This window comes from Geobacter sulfurreducens PCA, assembly GCF_000007985.2.
GTDB lineage: Bacteria > Desulfobacterota > Desulfuromonadia > Geobacterales > Geobacteraceae > Geobacter > Geobacter sulfurreducens.
This window is the reverse complement of the sequence record NC_002939.5, coordinates 224678-242520: the sequence shown is the minus strand read 5'-3', so window position 1 is coordinate 242520 and position 17843 is coordinate 224678. Positions and strand designations below refer to the sequence as shown.

General features: G+C 63.3%; 19 protein-coding genes. 6 read left to right on the top strand and 13 right to left on the bottom strand.

The window, feature by feature from the left end; genetic code table 11:
* Positions 1–3: 3 nt before the first annotated feature.
* Positions 4–816, bottom strand: a complete 813-nt coding sequence (locus GS_RS01170; RefSeq protein ID WP_010940908.1) for a formate/nitrite transporter family protein — start codon at positions 814–816, stop codon at positions 4–6.
* A gap of 14 nt (positions 817–830) precedes the next feature.
* A complete protein-coding gene (locus tag GS_RS01165) occupies positions 831–1490 on the bottom strand; it encodes a YceH family protein (protein ID WP_010940907.1) in 660 nt (219 codons plus the stop codon).
* A gap of 255 nt (positions 1491–1745) precedes the next feature.
* Between GS_RS01165 and GS_RS01160 the strand changes: the two genes are divergently transcribed.
* Both GS_RS01160 and GS_RS01155 read left to right on the top strand, forming a co-directional pair.
* Positions 1746–3521, top strand: a complete 1776-nt coding sequence (locus GS_RS01160) for a response regulator (protein ID WP_010940906.1) — start codon at positions 1746–1748, stop codon at positions 3519–3521.
* Positions 3522–3566: 45 nt separating this feature from the next.
* Positions 3567–4637: a type IV pilus twitching motility protein PilT gene (locus tag GS_RS01155; protein WP_010940905.1), complete on the top strand. Its 1071-nt coding sequence runs from the start codon at positions 3567–3569 to the stop codon at positions 4635–4637.
* A 5-nt stretch (positions 4638–4642) separates the two neighbouring features.
* Here GS_RS01155 and GS_RS01150 read toward each other — a convergent pair whose 3' ends face one another.
* Entirely contained in the window at positions 4643–6295 is a 1653-nt protein-coding gene (locus tag GS_RS01150; protein ID WP_010940904.1) for a fatty acid--CoA ligase, read from the bottom strand.
* A gap of 168 nt (positions 6296–6463) precedes the next feature.
* Between GS_RS01150 and GS_RS01145 the strand changes: the two genes are divergently transcribed.
* Complete coding sequence (locus GS_RS01145; RefSeq protein WP_010940903.1) at positions 6464–6967, top strand: FKBP-type peptidyl-prolyl cis-trans isomerase; 504 nt, start codon at positions 6464–6466, stop codon at positions 6965–6967.
* A gap of 63 nt (positions 6968–7030) precedes the next feature.
* Here GS_RS01145 and GS_RS01140 read toward each other — a convergent pair whose 3' ends face one another.
* Together GS_RS01140 and GS_RS01135 are read right to left on the bottom strand one after the other, a co-directional pair.
* Complete coding sequence (locus GS_RS01140; protein ID WP_010940902.1) at positions 7031–7948, bottom strand: DNA cytosine methyltransferase; 918 nt, start codon at positions 7946–7948, stop codon at positions 7031–7033.
* 16 nt (positions 7949–7964) lie between these two features.
* Positions 7965–9593 carry an L-lactate permease gene (locus tag GS_RS01135; RefSeq protein WP_010940901.1) on the bottom strand — a complete coding sequence of 543 codons (1629 nt, stop codon included), beginning with the start codon at positions 9591–9593 and terminating at the stop codon, positions 7965–7967.
* 180 nt (positions 9594–9773) lie between these two features.
* Here GS_RS01135 and GS_RS17380 point away from each other — a divergent pair, with 180 nt between their 5' ends.
* Together GS_RS17380 and GS_RS01130 are read left to right on the top strand one after the other, a co-directional pair.
* On the top strand, positions 9774–9914 hold the full coding sequence (locus tag GS_RS17380) for a hypothetical protein (RefSeq protein ID WP_010940900.1): 141 nt from the start codon (positions 9774–9776) through the stop codon (positions 9912–9914).
* A gap of 72 nt (positions 9915–9986) precedes the next feature.
* Positions 9987–10319 (top strand): cupin domain-containing protein, encoded by a 333-nt coding sequence (locus GS_RS01130; protein ID WP_010940899.1) that lies wholly within the window; start codon positions 9987–9989, stop codon positions 10317–10319.
* A gap of 20 nt (positions 10320–10339) precedes the next feature.
* Here GS_RS01130 and GS_RS01125 read toward each other — a convergent pair whose 3' ends face one another.
* From GS_RS01125 to GS_RS01095, 7 genes are all read right to left on the bottom strand, one after another.
* Positions 10340–11152 (bottom strand): protoheme IX farnesyltransferase, encoded by an 813-nt coding sequence (locus tag GS_RS01125; protein ID WP_010940898.1) that lies wholly within the window; start codon positions 11150–11152, stop codon positions 10340–10342.
* The gene (gene coxB, locus GS_RS01120) at positions 11149–12063 is read right to left on the bottom strand and encodes a cytochrome c oxidase subunit II (RefSeq protein ID WP_010940897.1); all 915 of its coding nucleotides are present in this window, start codon (positions 12061–12063) and stop codon (positions 11149–11151) included. Before coxB ends, GS_RS01125 begins: the two co-directional genes overlap by 4 nt.
* 9 nt (positions 12064–12072) lie before the next feature.
* Complete coding sequence (locus GS_RS01115; RefSeq protein ID WP_010940896.1) at positions 12073–12363, bottom strand: cytochrome C oxidase subunit IV family protein; 291 nt, start codon at positions 12361–12363, stop codon at positions 12073–12075.
* A gap of 16 nt (positions 12364–12379) precedes the next feature.
* Positions 12380–12982 (bottom strand): cytochrome c oxidase subunit 3 family protein, encoded by a 603-nt coding sequence (locus GS_RS01110; RefSeq protein WP_010940895.1) that lies wholly within the window; start codon positions 12980–12982, stop codon positions 12380–12382.
* Positions 12979–14604 carry a cytochrome c oxidase subunit I gene (gene ctaD, locus GS_RS01105; protein ID WP_010940894.1) on the bottom strand — a complete coding sequence of 542 codons (1626 nt, stop codon included), beginning with the start codon at positions 14602–14604 and terminating at the stop codon, positions 12979–12981. The genes GS_RS01110 and ctaD overlap by 4 nt, the downstream gene beginning before the upstream one ends.
* The gene (locus tag GS_RS01100; protein WP_010940893.1) at positions 14601–15437 is read right to left on the bottom strand and encodes an SCO family protein; all 837 of its coding nucleotides are present in this window, start codon (positions 15435–15437) and stop codon (positions 14601–14603) included. Before GS_RS01100 ends, ctaD begins: the two co-directional genes overlap by 4 nt.
* Before the next feature lie 95 nt (positions 15438–15532).
* Entirely contained in the window at positions 15533–16099 is a 567-nt protein-coding gene (locus GS_RS01095) for a nitroreductase family protein (protein WP_010940892.1), read from the bottom strand.
* 527 nt (positions 16100–16626) lie between these two features.
* Between GS_RS01095 and GS_RS01090 the strand changes: the two genes are divergently transcribed.
* A complete protein-coding gene (locus GS_RS01090) occupies positions 16627–16842 on the top strand; it encodes a hypothetical protein (protein WP_010940891.1) in 216 nt (71 codons plus the stop codon).
* Positions 16843–16925: 83 nt separating this feature from the next.
* Here the strand turns inward: GS_RS01090 and GS_RS01085 are convergent, their stop codons facing one another.
* Positions 16926–17798, bottom strand: a complete 873-nt coding sequence (locus tag GS_RS01085) for a bifunctional 5,10-methylenetetrahydrofolate dehydrogenase/5,10-methenyltetrahydrofolate cyclohydrolase (RefSeq protein ID WP_010940890.1) — start codon at positions 17796–17798, stop codon at positions 16926–16928.
* Positions 17799–17843: the final 45 nt, after the last annotated feature.

Below are 17843 nucleotides of genomic sequence, written 5' to 3'. Positions count from 1 at the left end.
CGGTTAGGCCTGTTTCCCCTCTTTTTTCAGGTGGATGAACCAGTAGGCAATAGCCACGAAGATCACCCCGCCGATGACATTGCCGATGGTGACCGGCACCACGTTCCCCATGAATGCGCCCCAGGAAAGGTCCGGCTCCGTCGTGCCCCGGGCGCCGGCCACCAGGAGTCCCGTGGGGATGAAGTACATGTTGGCCACCGAGTGTTCGAAGCCGCTGGTCACGAAGGTCATGATGGGGACGTAGCAGGCGAGCATCTTGCCCCCCACGTCCCGGGCCGCCGTGGCCATGAGGACCGCCAGGCAGACGAGCCAGTTGCAGAGGATACCCCGGATGAGGGCGGCGCCGAAGGGGATGGCGCACTTGGCCGCAGCGATCCTCACCGCCTGGTCGCCCACGGCCCCGTTCTCCCAGAGCCTGGACTCCACCATGAGCCAGGCGAAGAAGAGGGAGCCCGCCAGGTTCCCCAGGAGCACCACTCCCCAGTTCTCAAGCATCTTCACCCAGGTGATCTCGCCGTGCAGAAGCGCCACGGTCAGAAGGCTGTTGCCGGTGAAGAGCTCCGCCCCGCAAATCACCACCAGCATGAGACCCACCGAAAAGACACTGCCCCCCAGGAGCCGGGCGACCCCCTGCCCCACATGGAGCGCTGCGTCTTGGGTCACCACCGTTGCCAGCTGGGCGCCGAAGGCGATGTAGAACCCGGCCAGCAGGCTCAGGAGCACCGTGCGGGCGAGGGACTGGGTCAGAACACGCCGGCCGTTCTCAACCGTTGCGTTCAGTGCCTCGGCCGGGGTCAGGAAACGCTTGTCCGTCATGACGCTCTCCCCTCTCACTCGAACTGGGACCTGAACTCTTCCATCACCTGTCGCAACTCGCCCACTTCCGCCCTGAGCGTCGCCACCTCCAACTCCAGCGCGGCAATCCGCTCATTCTCCGCCATGACCTGAAGCCGTGCCCCCTCCGGCGGGGCCGTCCGCTCCTCGGCCGACAGGTCCGGCTCTCCGGCCAGCAGATGGGCGAAACGGGATTCCTTGCGGCCGGGCTGACGGGGAAGCCGCATCACGAGAGGCGGGGTGCGCTCCGCCAGTTCGCCCAGCACCTGCTCCACGGCAGCCAGATCGGCAAAGGGATGCATCCGCTCCGCGCGGGTACGCAGCTCCCCCAGGGTCTGGGGCCCCCGCAGGAGCAACTCTGCCAGGATCGCCAGTTCGGCCGGGGAGAACCGCAGCCGCTCCGACAGGATATGGCGATAGCGGGGAACCCGCCCCGAATCGGCCGCCTGGATCGCCACATGCTTCATCTTCAGGCCGTCCAGAGCCCGCACCACCTCGGACTCCTCCAGGGCCATGACCGGATCCCGGTTCGACTTCTGGTTGCAGGCCGTGGTGAGGCTGTTGAGGGTGAGGGGATAGTACTCGGGGGTCGCCAGCTCCTTTTCGATCAGGCAGCCGAGAACCCGCACCTCCACGTCGTTCAGAAGTATCTCCATAGGGTCTCCTTTGTCGTTGGGGTTGGCCTCGCAGTATACCCGGATTCGGCGCCGAACGCATGCGCTTTTCAGCTTCAGCGGACGGACTGCGGAAAGGTTTCCTCAAGCAATTCCGTTTCTTTCCGATAGGTGTACTTGAAGGGGCGCTCGTTATCGAGTTTAATTGAACCTGGGTCCAGCGGGGAAAGTCGCCCCCCTGACGGTCCAGGGCTGGACCGGGCGCATCCTGACGCCCCCTGCAAGGAGAACCGCCTCATGTCTTTCACCGGTGACCTGGAACACCTGTCGATCGTCGACGTCATCCAACTGCTGCACGCCACCCGCAAGTCAGGCACCCTCACCGTGCGGGGACGCAAGGGAGAGTCCCAGCTCGTCTTCAACGACGGCTACATCATCAGCGCCAATCACTTCGACAACAGCGTCCGGATCGGCAACATCCTCGTAGAGGCCGGCGTCATCAGCAAGGAGGTCCTGGAGCAGGCCCTGCAGGAGCAGGAGGAGGCGGGAGCGGGACGGAAACCCCTGGTGGCAACACTTCTCGAACGGGGCAGCGTCCGCAAGGAGGACGCCTACCGGGGGCTTGAGGCCCTCATCGAGCTGACGGTGGTGGAAATTCTCACCTGGAGGCGGGGCACCTTTGATCTGGACGTGAACCGGGTCAGCGTCTCCGACGAGTACCGCTATTTCCCGGAAAAGCTCCATGAGGAAATCACGCTCCACACGGAAAATGTCCTCATGGACGCCCTCCGCATCTACGACGAGAAAAAGCGCGATGGTCTGCTGGTGGAGGAGGAGTTTGCGATCGAGGCCCCTATCCCGGACCTCTCCGGCGATGAAGCCGCCGATTTCAACATCTCGGCCGACGATCTGGGACTCGGGGACCTGGATCAGATCGAACGGAAAATTCCCCAGGTCTTTCTGGGGCTGGAGGATCGCAGCCCCTCCCTTCAGCGTAAGATTCAAGAGCTGGGCGCAGACCTTTCCGACAAAGAACAGGAGGAGCTCTTCGCCTTTCTGGGCCGGCTCGGGAACACCGCACCAGCCGCCGGTGCGCCCACTCTTTCCGCCATCCTCTTCAGCCCGGACGACCTTTTTTCCTACTGCGTAACCACCGTCTGCCGTCAGGCGGGGATTTCCGTTTTCACCACCAACGACGAGCAGGACCTGGCCCCTCTGGCGCAACAGTTCGCCTCCCGTGGCGGGCAGACGACCCTGATCCTTGACTCGCCGGCATCGCCCGGCTTTACCCTGCCCGCAGAAGATGCGGCGCGGCTCCTGCGACGAGTCAGGGAGCACCACCCCTCCCTCGCCCTCATCCAGCTCGCTTCGCCCCTTGAGCCGGCCTTTGCCCTCCAGGCCCTGAAAGACGGAGCCGTGGCCGTCTTCCCCCGCCCCGTGCGCGAGGTGAGCGGCGACACCTTCCTGGAGGACACCCTCCGGCTTCTGGACGCCCTGCCCCTCTATCTGAGGCGGCGGGGCTCAGACGGCGGCGAAGCGGCCATGGCCCAACTCGGCAAAACGTTAATGGAGTTGCGGGCACTTCGCGAGCCTCCGGAAATCGCCCTGACCCTCCTGAGTACGGTGGCAGGCACCTTCGAGCGGGCACTCACTCTCATCGTGCGCGAAGAGGAACTTATCGCCGAGCGGAGTATCGGCATTCGGAGCCCCCGTGGCGCCTGCGTCTCACCCTCTTTCGGGACGAGGATCCCCCTGGACCGCCCGTCGGTGCTCCGGGACGCGATTGAAAAAAGAGCTGCATTTTATGGCGAAACTGACGATGAGATACTGAAGGGGCATCTTTTTCCCATCATCGGCGCTCCGCTCCACCCCACGGTCATCCTGCTCCCGCTGGTCTGCGGCGGCAAGGTCATCGCTCTCATCTACGGGGATTTCGGCCACAAGGGGGCAGCGCCCGTGCGCACCGAGCTGCTTGAGCTCGTGACGGGCGAGGCGGGGTTGGTTCTGGAAACGGCGCTCTATCGCAGGAAACGGGAGCGGAAGGCTCCCGAGGGGACGGCCTGTGACCGCTGAACGGTCTTTCCGGCCGCATTTTTTAGATAGCAGTGAGGTACCGCCATGGATATGAACCTTCTGTCCCAGATTCTGGGCATTGCCTTTGAAAAGCGGGTTTCCGACCTCCACTTCGAGGTGGACAATCCCCCCTTCTTCCGTGCCAAGGGGCAGTTGCTCCGCTCAAAGTTGCCGAAGCTCTCCCCCCAGGACACCGAATTCATCGCCCGGGCCGTTATGGAGCAGAACCACCGGACCCTCCCCGACGAGCTGCGGGAGCTGGACGCCTCCTACTCGCTCCCCAATGGCGGGCGCTTCCGGGTGAGCATCTTCCGTCAGCGCGGGAGCATCGGCATCGTCATGAGGGTGATTCCTCCCCACGTGGGGACCTTCGAGGAACTCAACCTGCCGCCGGTCCTGGGAGAGATCGCCAAAGCCCCCAACGGCCTCGTGCTGGTCACCGGCCCCACGGGCAACGGTAAGTCGACCACCCTTGCCTCCATGATTCGCCACCTGAACGAGACCTGCACCTTCAACATCATCACCATCGAGGACCCCATCGAGTTCCTCTTCACCTCGGACAAGAGCTGCATCATCCAGCGGGAGGTGGGAATCGACACGGTCGACTTCAGCGCGGCGCTCCGCTCGTCCCTGCGGATGGACCCCGACGTGATCATGGTGGGCGAGATGCGCGACCTGGAAACCATCGACGCCTGCATCAAGGCGGCGGAGACGGGCCACCTGGTCTTTTCCACCCTCCACACCCAGAGCGCCGTATCCACTATCAACCGGCTCATCGGCCACTTCCCCCCCGATGCCCAGGAGGTCCTGCGCCAGCGCCTGGCCGACATCCTGGTGGCCACCGTGTCGTTACGGCTCATCAAGGACAAATCCGGGGAGAACATCCTGCCGGTGGTGGAGGTGATGCGAGCCACAACCACCATCCAGGCCTGCATTCGCGAGGGACGCCTGGACGAGATCGAGAAGCACATCGAAAACGGCCGCTCCCTCTACCAGATGCAGACCCTTGACCAGCACCTGCTGGAACTGTGCGAGAAGGACGTCATTACCTTCGACCAGGCCAAGCAGATCACCCGCTCCATGGACCTTGAGCGGAAGCTGGCCTTCACCGAGTAGCCGTCCTATGCCAGGTACTTCTCCCGCAGGGTCACTTTGCTGATCTTGCCCACGCTCGTCTTGTCGATGGCATCCACGAGCCGCACTTTCAGCAGGACCACCTGCTTGCTGACCATCCCCTTGTCGGCGTATTCCCGGACAAAATGCGCCAGGTCCTTTTCCCCCACCCGGCCGGCCTCCTCGGGCTTCAGCACCACCAGGGCCAGGGGGCGCTCCCCCCATTTCTCGTCGGGCTGGCCGATGACCGCCACTTCGGCCACGGCGGGATGATGAGCCAGGATATCCTCCAACTCCAGTGAAGAGACCCATTCTCCCGCCACCTTGATCACGTCTTTGGTCCGGTCGGTAATCCGTACGTATCCCCGTTCGTCCCGCACCGCCACGTCACCGGTATGGAGAAAGCCTCCCTCCCAGAGCTTTTCCGAGGTACGGTGGTCCTTCAGGTACCCCTGGGTCAGCCAGGGGGCGCGCACCACGATCTCGCCGGCGCTCCGGCCGTCCCGAGGCTGCTCTGCCCCGGTTTCCGGATCCACCACCCGCAGGTCCACGAACGGCAGCGACAGCCCCGTGAGGCAGCGGACCTCGGCCTGCTCGGCCGGGCTTCCCGCCAGCATTTCAGGCGTGAGACGTGAGAAGGTCAGAATGGGGCAGGTCTCGGACATGCCGTAGCCGGTGAAAACGTCGATACCGCGCTCCAGCGCCTCGCAGCAGAGGGCCCGGGACATGGCGGCCCCGCCGATGATCATCTTCAATCCCGCCAGGTCGACCCGCTTGGCATGGGGATGCTTGAGGAGCATATGAAGGATGGTGGGGACACAGTGGGTAAAGGTGACCCGTTCCTTTTCGATGAGGTCCAGGAGCAGATCGGGCGAGTAGCGCCCCGGATAGACCTGTTTGATGCCGAGCATGGTGGCCAGATAGGGCACGCCCCAGGCGTGGACATGGAACATGGGGGTGATCGGCATGTAGACATCCCCCTGGTGGAGGCGGCCATGGGCGAAGACCGTCCCCAGGGACGCCATAACTCCCATGGTGTGGAGCACCAGTTGGCGGTGGCTGAAGTAGACCCCCTTGGGGAGGCCGGTGGTCCCGGTGGTGTAGAAGGTGGTTGCCCGGGTGTTCTCATCGAAATCGGGAAAATCGTACTCGCCTGAGGCCGCGGCCAGGAGCGCCTCGTACTCACCCACAAAGGGGATGTGGCTCTCGGGCATCTTTTCCTCGTCGGTGAGGAGCACATACCCCCGCACCGTGTCGATCCTGCCCCGGATCTGCTCCAGAATGGGGAGGAATTCGCTGTTCACCAGCAGCAGATCGTCCTCGGCATGGTCGATGGTATAGAGGATCTGCTCCGGGGAGAGGCGGACGTTGATGGTATGGAGCACTGCGCCGATCATGGGCACCGCGAAGAAAAGCTCCAGGTAGCGGTGGCTGTCCCAATCCATGACCGCCACGGTATCGCCCGCCTTGACCCCCAGGCCCGTGAGAACATTGGCCAGGCGCCGGACCCGCTCGCGCAGATCGCGGTAGGTGTGGCGGATCACGCCCCGGTAGACGATTTCCTGGTCGGGGTTGTCGACCACGGGATTGCGGAGCAGGCTCTTGATGAGCAGGGGATAGTCGTAGGCTGAGGGGGTGCGGGGTATCAGGGTATCGGTCATGGCGGAACTCCTTTGGTCCGGGAATGGCGTGGCCGCTCATCTTACACGATTTTCACCGTCAAGGCACCGGGTTAACCGCCGGCCGGCACGATTTTTTGGTGGACTGTTTACCCCTCGCACCTGTACTCTAGAGAGGCAGAAACATCATTAAACAAAAAGGGAACAACAATGGCACAAGCACAAAAAGGTGACCGGGTAACGATCGATTTCACCGGCACCCTGGAAGACGGAACGGTTTTCGACAGCACCCTCGAAGGGGCTGGATGCGACACGGACGACTGCGAATCCGATGACTGCGGCGACGGCAGCTGCGGCTGCGGTTGCGAGGAGAGCGGCCCCATGACCCTGACCATCGGGGGGGGCGAGTTTTTCGAGAAGATTGAGGAGGCGCTGATCGGCATGGCCCCGGGTGAGAAGAAGACCGTGGTCATCCCGGCGGCGGAAGGCTTCGGCGAGTACGACGAGGAAAAGGTCTTCACCGTCGAGCGTTCCGATCTCCCCCCCGACCTGATCCCCGAAGTGGGTCAGGAACTGGTCATCTCCAACGAGAACGACGAGGACTTCGGCGTAACCGTGGTTGAAGTGACCGACGAAAGCGTCACCTTCGACGCCAACCATCCCCTGGCGGGAGAGGACCTCACCTACGAGTTCCAACTGGTGGAAATCCTCTAGCTCCTCCCTTCTCCTCCACAAAAAAGGCGGCCTTGAGCCGCCTTTTTTCATTTCCCTCCCCGATCACCCCTCCTCAGCCGGTAACGGCAACGCCCGAAGCACCTCCCGCACCGCGGCCACGGACAGACTGTTCCCCACCAGTTGCCAGCGCTTGCGCAGCGGCACCTCTTCCGGAAAGCGGAACGACGGTGGAAAGTGCAGCAGGCGGGCGATCTCCTCGGGGGAAAAACGCCTGACACCGTCGCTGCAGCGCAGGTAGGCCCCCGATGCCGTGAGGGACCTGCCGTAGCCCGAAGTGAAGCAGGTGGTGTAGGCATCGGGATCGGCAGGGTCGAGAATGCGGAAGCCCGCGCCGAACCGTTCCACGATGGCGGGGGAGAGCAGGAGCTCGGCCGGCTGGCCGTTTGCCGGCAGGAGATCAAGGTACTCGGCCAAAGGCTGCCGGGGCAGTGGCGAGAGAACCTCCGCCGGTGCCAGGGACTCCCGGGAGGCGGCCAGATAGTAGCGGGGGCGACGGGAGGGAATGCCCAGCTCCGTGGGGCAGAGCAGCCGCTCCTGCAGCCGGTACCCCCGCGACGACAGCACCTCCGTGAGCCGGCCGTGGGCTTCGGAGCCGACAAAGCCGGCCACGTTCTCCAGGGCCAGATGGCGCGGCAGAGCCTCATCGGACATCCTGGCGGCCAGATTGAGGATATGCACGAGGCTCCGGGCCCGGGGATCAGCCAGATCCCGGCGGACGCCCCGTTCGCAGTAAGGCTGGCACGGAGGCGACAGCCACCAGAGGTCTACCCCTCCTGCGGTCAGCTCCCAGGCGCTCACCCGCTCCAGATCCACCTTCCGCGCGCCGTGGCCGGGGAAGTTGAGCCGGTAAGTGGCAAGGGCCGCCTCGTCCTGGTCCATAGCCGCCACCACGCGGACGCCCGTCCCCTCCACCGCGGCGGCGAAACCGCCGATGCCGCAGAAGAGCTCGACCGCCCTCATCCCCGCCCCTCCGGGCTCACGAAACTCTCCCCATGCCGTTGACCGTGAGCAGAACCACCACGAACAGGGAGGTGACCAGGGTCAGCAGGAGTGCGAAGACAAAGGCGATGCGGATCACCTTCCCCTCCTCGCCGATCCTGTCGATGGCTGCAGCAGCGTTCTGGAGCTTGGCGGGCGAGATGACGCTGGCAAGCCCACCGCCGAAGGCGAGCCCCGCCGTGACGATGATCAGCCCCGACAGCGGCATGTCCAGGTTCTTGGCCGTGGTCATGGTGTACTTGGCGAACATGGCGATGGTCGATGCCTCGCTGCCGGTGATGAACCCGCCGAAAAGCCCGATGAACGCCACCACCTCCCCGTACATCCCCTGGAAGGCCAGCGCCGAGGAATCGGCCAGCACCGTGACCATGCTCGGCACAACGAACCGGCCCGCCGCCATATCGTAGCCCGCCATGTTCATTATCTCGCCGATGGCAAAGAAAACGGCTGCCGCGAACACCGGCCGGGGTGCCCGCCGGACCCAGGTCCGGACTGTTTCCCGGAGCTGCTCCCCCGTGGGCTTCAGGAACGGCACGGCCAGGATGGTGCTGACCAGGATCCAGGTGTAGGCCTGCCACAGGGCCCGCGTGTCCAGGGGCTTGCCGTCGGCCGTAAGGCCCGCGATGGGCAGTTTCATGGTCCGGTAGAGCCAAGAGAAAAGGTCCTGGGGAACGTTCAGGACGAGAATAAGGATAACGAGGAGGGTCCACGGCATGAAAGCCCGCCAGAGGGGCATGGCTGCGGCGAATTCCCGCTCCTCGGCGGAGAGGAGGGAGCGGTCGATCACTTTGCCGCCGGTGACAACCAGGTAGGCCGCCATGGCGGCAATGACGGCGATGCCGCAGAGGACGCCCGTCAGCACCACCAGGTTGTCGTACTGATTGGTGAAGCGGGCCACCACGCCGATGACCGCGCCGGTGAGGAGGCAGGGGAGCCACCCGTCCCGGATCGCCTGCCACTTCCCCACGATCCAGAGCATGCAGAACCCGATCATGGTGGAAACCACCGGAAGGAACATGTAAAAGACCATGCCGGCCTGGTGAAGGGCGATCTCGTTCCCCTTGCCGAGAAAACTGTTGGCGATATCCACGAAGACCACGATGGGCGCGCCCAGGAGCGCATAGGTGCAGAGCGAGTCGTAGCCGATTGCCGGCAGGGCGATGGCCACGTAGGTGGAGTAGCCCATGGCCAGCAGGATCGGCGGCAGGATCGAGACCGGCGTGGCCCCCACCGCCACCATGAGGGTCCCGAAGCCGATGTTGATCATCATGATCTGCACGGCCCGGTTGTCGCTGGCAATGGTCCTGATGAAGATGGTGATCCGCCGGAGCGCGCCGGTCTTCTCCATGAGCGCCATCTGCAGAAGCGACGTGGCCACGATGAGTGACACGGAAAAGGAGCGGATAAAGCCGGCGGCGGTAGAGCGGAGAATGACTTCCGGCGCGGTCTGGAATCCGAGCCAGGCCACCACCGAGATGGCGAGCCAGCCGATGATGCCGCTCACATCGGCGGCCTTGCGGAACACCAGAAGCATGACGAGGATGACTACGATGGGGAGCAGGGTCAGCAGCAACGGCAGGGTCAAGGGAATAACCTCCAGTAACATACCGGCCCCTCAGGAGTCGGGGGCGGTGCATCGACAGACCGTCGCACAGCATACACCCGGCACCGCCGGCGAGGCAACCCCCACGGAAGACCGCCCACCCTTGACCTGCATCAAGGCCATCGCGGGCCGGCGATGCTATCGTACCAGACATGGCAGCACCATCACCGCAGGAGGAATGCCATGACCACAAGTGAACTGATCGTCACCGCAACCATCTGGGCCCTGACTGCCGTCGGGGGGTTCTTTGCCCTGCGCGGCATCTGGCGGCGGCGCCGGCACGGAGCCGCTGTCGCGGCAAAGAACCGCAATCGCCTTCCTTGACTCCCGTCAATGGCGATTCGCCCCGGATACGGCATACTGTACCCATACCACAACAAAGCACGGGAGGATATCATGAGCACAGGAAACGAAACTCTCGCGGGACGCGCCATCGGCATGTCCGAGCTGGCCCAGTACCAACCCGGCTCGGTCGTGAGCCGCACCCTCATCGACAAGAAGATCGGCACCATCACCCTGTTCGCCTTTGACGAAGGCCAGGGACTCAGCGAGCACACGGCCCCCTATGATGCCTTTGTCCAGATCGTGGACGGCGTCGCCGACATTACCATCGACGGCCAGGTCCACCGGGTCGCCGCCGGGCAGATGATCATCATGCCCGCGGATCGCCCCCACGCTCTGAGGGCCGTGGAACGGTTCAAGATGCTGCTGGTGATGATCAGGGCCTGACGGGTACCGGCGCTGCTCCCTTATCGGAGGAGCAGCGCCAGGGCCATCAGGGGCGGAAATGCATTGAGGCAGGAAAAAAGCGTTGCTTCGGAGCGAGGACGGCAGACCGGGAGGAGCAGGAGCGGCACCGCGGCGATCCACGGGGCCATGCGCGGAGCCATGAGGCCGAAGGCGGGGAGGAGCAGAACACTCGCCGCGAGCGCGCCCAGCCAGAGCCGCACATGGAAGGAAGGCCCGAGTCTCCCCGCCCCCGGGGTGAACAGCGGGATGCCCGCCCGCCGGTAGTCGTCGGCGTGACGGCGCTGGAACAGCCAGAAGTGGGGAACCTGCCAGAGAAAGAAGATGCCCGCCAGGAGGATGATCCGATAATCTCCGGGCGCGCCCCCGGCAAGGGTCCAGCCGATCACCGGCGGAAGTGCGCCGCTCACGGCCCCGATGGCCAGGGCCAGGGAGGTGCGGCGCTTGAGCGGCGTATAGACCGCCAGGTACCAGGCGAGCGCCACGGCACCGAGCAGCGGGGGGACGGGGCCGCCAGCGGCAAGCACCAAAAGGCCCGTCCCGATGCAGGCACAGCCAAGGGCAGTGGCCATGGCGGGAGAGAGATCGCCCCGGGGCAGGGGCCGTTGCCTGGTCCGCTCCATGAGGCGGTCCAGGTCCCGCTCCAGCACCTGGTTAAGGGCCGAGCCCCCCGCGGCCAGGATCGCGACGCCCGCCAGCGCCACCCAGAGAGTCGCATGTGCGGCATCGGGGACAAGGGCATGCCCCGCCACCGCCGCGATGCCATTCAGCAGCGCCAGCCGGGGCCTGAAGAGAACAAGGTCCTGCCGGGTCACTTGAGCTCCCTGATGAATTCCACCATCTCCTCCACCTCTTCATCGCTAAGTCCCGGATAGGGCGGCATGACCGGCGGGAATCCCTTGACAACCTGGGCCGCCGGCTGACGGATGGAACGCACGAGGTATGCCTCGTCCACGGTCAGGGTCCGCTCGACGCCATCCTCCGTCACGGTCACCTGGTGGCCCCAGATACCCTTAAACGTGGGGCCCAGCCGGGGAGACCCATCCAGGGAATGGCAGCCGAGGCAGCCGTGCTTCTCCAGCAGTTCTCTGCCGTGTCCTTCTTTCTCCTTTTCCCCTTCCTCCCCATGGCTGAGCCACGCCTGGAACTCCGCGTCGGGAATCGCCTCCACTGTAGTGATCATGGCCGAGTGACCGGTACCGCAGTAAACCGAGCAGAAGATGTCATAGGAACCTGCCTTGGGAGCCACGAACCAGACATGGTTCTTCATCCCCGGCACCACGTCCCGCTTCACCCGGAATGCGGGAATATAGAACCCGTGCAGAACGTCTTTGGACACCAGATCGACCCGCACCGGCTTGCCCACCGGCACGTAGAGACGAGGGCTCGTCCTGCCGCCCGGATACTCGAAGCTCCAGGACCACATGCGGCCAACGGCCGTAACTTCCATGGCCCCCGGCGGCACATGACGAAGCGACAGGTAGCTGGACCAGCCGTAGTAGAACATGGCCAGAACCAGCACCGTGGGAAGGGCCGTCCAGACGATCTCCAGCCAGAGATTCGTCGCCGCCTGCGACGTGGGCTCGGGGGAGCGGGAGCGGTGGTAGCGGATGACAAAGGCCACCATGACCACCGTGATGCCGGTCAGGAGGAGGATGCAGGCCCCCAGGATGAACATGAAGACCGGGTCAACGGCTTCGGTTGTGGTGGTAGGGAAATCGCGCACGTCAGTCCCTCAGCGGTAGAGCACGTCGAAGAAGGTGATTCCGATGAACAGGGCCAGGGTCACCAGGGCCAGGAAGAGGAGCCACCGCAGGAGCCATCCCTCGTATTTCATGTGCATGAACACGGCGATCACGAGCCCCCCCTTGACGGAGGCTATGGTCAGGGCCGCCGCGACCTTGTATCCCCCCAGATCGAGCCTCGTCACAAAAACCGTGGCCGCGGTAAGGATGAGAAGCGCTGCCCAGACCGAGGCCAGGGTGCCGTAGCCGACGGGGCGGTGGGTTGTGGAATCGGACGTCATGCGCCTTTCCTTCCTGTCACAGCATGAGGTAGTAGAGCGGAAAGATGAAAATCCAGACCAGGTCCACCAGGTGCCAGTAAAGTGCCCCGTTCTCGAGCCAAATATAATCGCCGGCATGAACCCGGCCCCCCTTGACCCGCCGCGCCACCACGGTCAGCAGGACCCCGCCGATCAGGACGTGGAGCCCGTGGAGCCCGGTGGTGAGGTAGTAGAGACCGAAAAAGACCGACTCCCCCGGCGGTCCGGCCGCCAGGTCCGGTGAGCCGGGATAGATGCCGTGACTGATCTTGGCGCTCCACTCAGCGTACTTGATACCCAGGAAGAGTCCGGCGCAAAGGATAGTTCCCCCAAGCGCCCGGAACGCCACGCGCCCCTCGTCCCGCTGGACCGCCGTTACCGCCAGTGCCGCCAGAAGACTGCTGGTGAGAAGGATCACCGTATTGGCCGTGCCCAGAACCAGGTCGAGCCGGTGCCCCGCCGCGGCGAACTCCGCGGGGTAGCGGTGGAGATAGACCGCATAGAGGATGAAGAGTCCCCCGAAAAGAAGCATCTCCGTGAAGAGAAAGAGCCACATGCCGAGCTTGGCGCCGGCGTAGTCCCGATGGGTCGCATGGCTCATGGTATCCCCGCTCCCCGGAAGTCATAGGGTCCGTGGGTCACCACCGGCTCCTCGGCAAAGTTCTCCGTGGGGGGCGGGGTCGGGATGGTCCATTCCAGGGTCGCGCCTCCCCAGGGATTCGCCTCGGTCACGGGCTCCCCCTTCCACAGCCCCCGGAACAGGTTCACCAGCATCACAGCGAGCCCCAGAGCCAGGATCCAGCTGCCGATGGTAGACACCAGGTTGAGCGTCGCGAACTCGGGAAGGTAATCGTAGTAGCGCCGCGGCATCCCCTTCATCCCGAGGACCTTCATGGTGAAATAGAGAATGTTGAACCCCACGAACATGAGCCCCCAGGCGATGACCGCCGGCCGGCGGGCGTACATCCGCCCGTAGAACTTGGGCAGCCAGTAGTGCATGGCCGCGAAGAAGGCGAAGCCGGCGCCGCCGAACATGACGTAGTGGAAGTGCCCCACCACGAAGTGGGTGTCGTGCACATGGACGTCGGTGGCGGCCGCACCGAGAATCAGGCCGGTCAACCCGCCGATGGAGAAGAGAAGGATGAAGGAGAGGGCGAAGAGCATGGGCGGATCCAGGGAGATGGAGCCCCGATAAAGGGTGGAGATCCAGTTGAAGACCTTGATGGCCGAGGGTATGGCCACGATGAAGGAGAGGAAGGAGAAGACCAGCACCGCCGTATCGCTCATGCCGCTGGTGAACATGTGGTGTCCCCAGACGAGCGACCCGGCCGCTGCGATGGCAAGACTGGAGAAGGCAATCATCTTGTAGCCGAAGATGGGCTTTCGGGCAAAGACCGGGATGATCTCCGACACCACTCCCATGGCAGGCAGGACCATGATGTAAACCGCCGGGTGGGAGTAAATCCAGAAGAGATGCTGGTACATGAGGGGATCCCCCCCCCGGCTCGGATCGAAGAGGCCGACCCCCAGGATCCGCTCGGCAATGATCAGTACCAGGGTGATGCCGAGGATCGGCGTGGCCAGGATCTGGACCCAGGCCGTGGCGTAGAGGGACCAGACAAAGAGGGGAAGCCGCCCCCAGATCATCCCCTCGGCCCGGAGCCGGTGGATGGTGGTTACGAAATTGATCCCGGTCAGGATGGAAGAGAATCCGACAATGAAGACCCCGAAAACCGCAAGGGAAACGTTGGTGGCCGTGCGGCCGCTGAAGGGGAGGTAGAAGGTCCAGCCGGTGTCCGGCGGGCCGCCGCCTGTGACGAGGGAGAGGAGGATCACGCCGGCGCCGGTGGCATAGAGCCACCAGGAGAGGAGATTCAACCGGGGAAAGGCCACGTCCCGGGCCCCGATCTGGATCGGCATCAGCATGTTGCCGAAGGCGCCGGGAATGCCGGGGATGATGAAGAGAAAGATCATCACCACGCCGTGTACGGTGAAAAAGGCATTGTAGGCATCGGGCCCCATGATGGTGCGCCCCGGCGCCATCAGCTCCAGCCGGAGGATGAGCCCCAACACGACCCCCACCAGGAAAAAGCCGAATACCGACCAGAAGTAGAGCAGCCCGATCCGTTTGTGGTCGGTGGAGAGAAGCCAGGCGCCGATACCGCCCTTTTCCGTATCGCTCCAGAAGCCGGCAGCGGAGCCTGTCCGTTCAGACCGGTTCATGATCCTCCCTTGCGCTGCCGTGAGCCCGTTCTGCCCGTTGTCAGCAGAAAGGCGAGAAATGCCCCGGCTGTCAGGATGACTACCGTGGCGCTCACGCGCAGCAGGTTGAAGACATAGGTTTTCTGCTTCGGATCAAAGGAAAAGCAGTATCCCACCACCGTCCGGATGGTCTTGCCGACTTTCCCCTCCCGCGCCTCCAGCAAGGCCAGGGTCACATCCTTGGGCAGGAAGGCGGTCCCGTAGAGATAGCGGATGATGGTGCCGTCCCCGGCGATCACCACGCTTGCCACCGGATGCACGAAGTCGCGCCCCTTCCGCTGGAAGCGATATCCGATCGCGTCGGTCAGTTGCCGGATATTCGCCGCGTCACCGGTCAGGAACCGCCAGCCGTCCCCAGGGAACGGCGTGGTGATGGCACCCTGATAGATCCGCCGGTAACGGGCAGCCAGATCGGGCGGCTCCGTCTCGTCGAAGCTGACGGAAATCACCCGGTACTCCTCCCCCGGTTTCCGCCGTATCTCGGGGATCACCGCTGCCATGCCGTTCTGGAGGAAATTGCAGACATTGGTGCAGCGGTAGTAAACGGGAAGGATAATCGTCGGTCCCGTAACCAGATCCGCCAAGCGAACCGGCCGGCCGGCTTCGTCGTTGAACGTCAGGTCGAGGGGAATCTTCTCCCCCAACCGCTCGTCGACTCCCACGCCGGCTGCCTCCGCCGCAGCCGGCGCAGCATGGTGATGGTGCTCTTCAACCGGCGTGGATCCGTCGGTGGCCGCGCCACCGTGCAGGGGCAGCACCAGGGCCAGGCAGAGGATAACGAGATATCGCAGCACCCTTCCCTCCGTCATGGACGCCGGAACCTGTCGAGGGCCGGTGCGGGGGCGGTCTGTTCTGCCGGTCCCGCACCGGCGTTCTTTCCAACGGCCGGCTAGGACTTCCACTTGCCCTGGAACACGATCTCATCCAGGGGCTTGCGCGCCGGGCCCGACTTCGCCTGCGTCTCCTCCCGGGGATAGCCCAGGGGGAAAAGCCCAACGATCCTGATCTCCGGCGGGATGTCCAGGAGGTCGCCGAGCTGTTCCTCGCCGAAGACGCCGACAAACACCGAGCCGAGTCCCACGGCATGGGCGGCGAGCATGAGGTTTTCCGTGGCGATCCCCACGTCCGTCATGTAGTACTGCTGCCCGCGCAGATCGCCCGACTCGCCGGGCACGCCGCAGGCAACGATCACCACCGGCGCTTCGGCGAGCGCCTTCTGGGCCGGGTTGGTCCTGTAGCCGAGCGGCGCGAAAAATGCCTCCACGAACGACAGCTCGCTGATCTTTGCCTTGACTTCGGCATCCTGCACCACCACGAAGCGGCTGCACTGCATGTTTGCCCAGGAGGGCGCCTGACGTGCCGCCTCCAGCACCATCTGAAGCTTTTCCGGCTCCACCGGCCGGTCTGAAAATGCCCGCACGCTCCGTCGCGTCCTGATTGCCTCAAGAGTATCCATTTGCATGCCTCCTTGTTGGTTCATACCGGTTTTTGCTCGCCCCAGGGGATCGACGGACCGGGCTCTCCCCGAGAGAAAACGCCCGCTCAAAACAAAGAACCGCTCAGAACTGTCGGCTCCACCCTGAGGCAAAGTAGAACTAAGTTTACCGGTAGCCAGCCTCCGACGCAAATCAGGAAGGCATTTTCCAACTGAAATCGCGACAATTGCAACTCATGTTCTGCATGCGGCAGTCAGTCGCGGCAATGGGCCGAAGATACCCGATTGTAACAAAAGGCCCCCATGAACTCAAAGTGCCCGTTATCAAAATAAAATTTCGTTTCCCACAAAAAAGTCATGCAACTACGGCATGTTACAGTATAAATAAAATCAGTATACACATTAAAACCAAATAGCAGTCTATATAGCGACACAACACACTTGTAACATGTTGTTTTGTTGTAACTTTTTTCACATTACCCCTTGCATTCCTCAGGAGACCCGTTTATAGTTTCAGTAAACTAGTCAAGAATGAAAGGAGTAACACCATGAAGTGCCCCGTATGCAAAGCCCACGGCCAGCAGGTAGCCATCGATCTCCACTCGGAAGGTTTTTCCGAAGACATCGTGACCTGCGATATCTGCGGAACAGTGTGGGCGGTTAACCACGGCGCGATGGAAATCATCACTGATCCCCAGGAGAACTCGTTCCTCGAAGCCGTAACCGAGTGCGTTGAAGCGCACGACTACAGCTTCGCGGCCTAACGACACTGAACGCACGAGGGGCGGGACACCTCTCACGGCGCCCCGCCCCCGTGGAAGCGTAGCAGACGGCTCATGGACTCCGGTCAGGCCAGATTGAAATTATTCTGGTAGGCCATGAGCGTATTGATCATCAGGGCGGCAACGGTCATCCTCCCCACACCACCGGGGACCGGCGTGATCCAGGAACATTTCTGCGCCACATTTTCGAAATCCACATCCCCCACAATCTTGCCGCTCTCCAGACGATTGATCCCCACGTCTATCAGCACGACCCCATCCTTGACCATATCGGCCGTAACAAACCCCGGGATGCCCACGGCAACGATCACGATGTCCGCCCGGCGTGTTTCATCCAGCAGGAGCTCGCGCGGAGTTTCGATATGGGTGAGCGTCACCGTGGCGTTGCCGATATCGAAGTCGTTGGAGAGCATGATGGAGATCGGCTTGCCCACGATGTTGGACCGGCCGATCACGACGCAGTGCTTTGCCTTTACCGGCACCTCGTAGAACTGCAGCAGCTTGCAGATGCCGTAGGCGGTGGCCGGACGGAACGCCTTCTGCCCCAGGGTCATGCGGCCGAAGTTTGCCGGATGGAATCCGTCGATGTCCTTTTCCGGCGCAATGGCGTTGATGACATGCTGCTGGTTGATGTGTTTCGGCAGGGGCAGCTGGACGATGAGCCCGTCGGTGGTGGGGTCTTCGTTAACCTCCTTGATCTTTGCCAGCAACTCCGACTCCCTGATTGTCTCGGGGAACCTCAGCAATGTGCTCTCGAAACCGGCGAGGCCGCTGGTGGCGATCTTGGATTTCACATACGATTCACTCGGCGCGTGCTCGCCTACCAGAATGATGGTCATGTGGGGCGTGCGCAGCCCCGACTCCGTGTAACCCGCCACTTTCCTGGCAATCTCGGCCACCAGGCTCTCGGCACACTTCTTTCCGTCCAGCAGATTCATCTCGACACGCTTCCTCTCTCCGTCAATCCGGGCTTACCCCCTCAA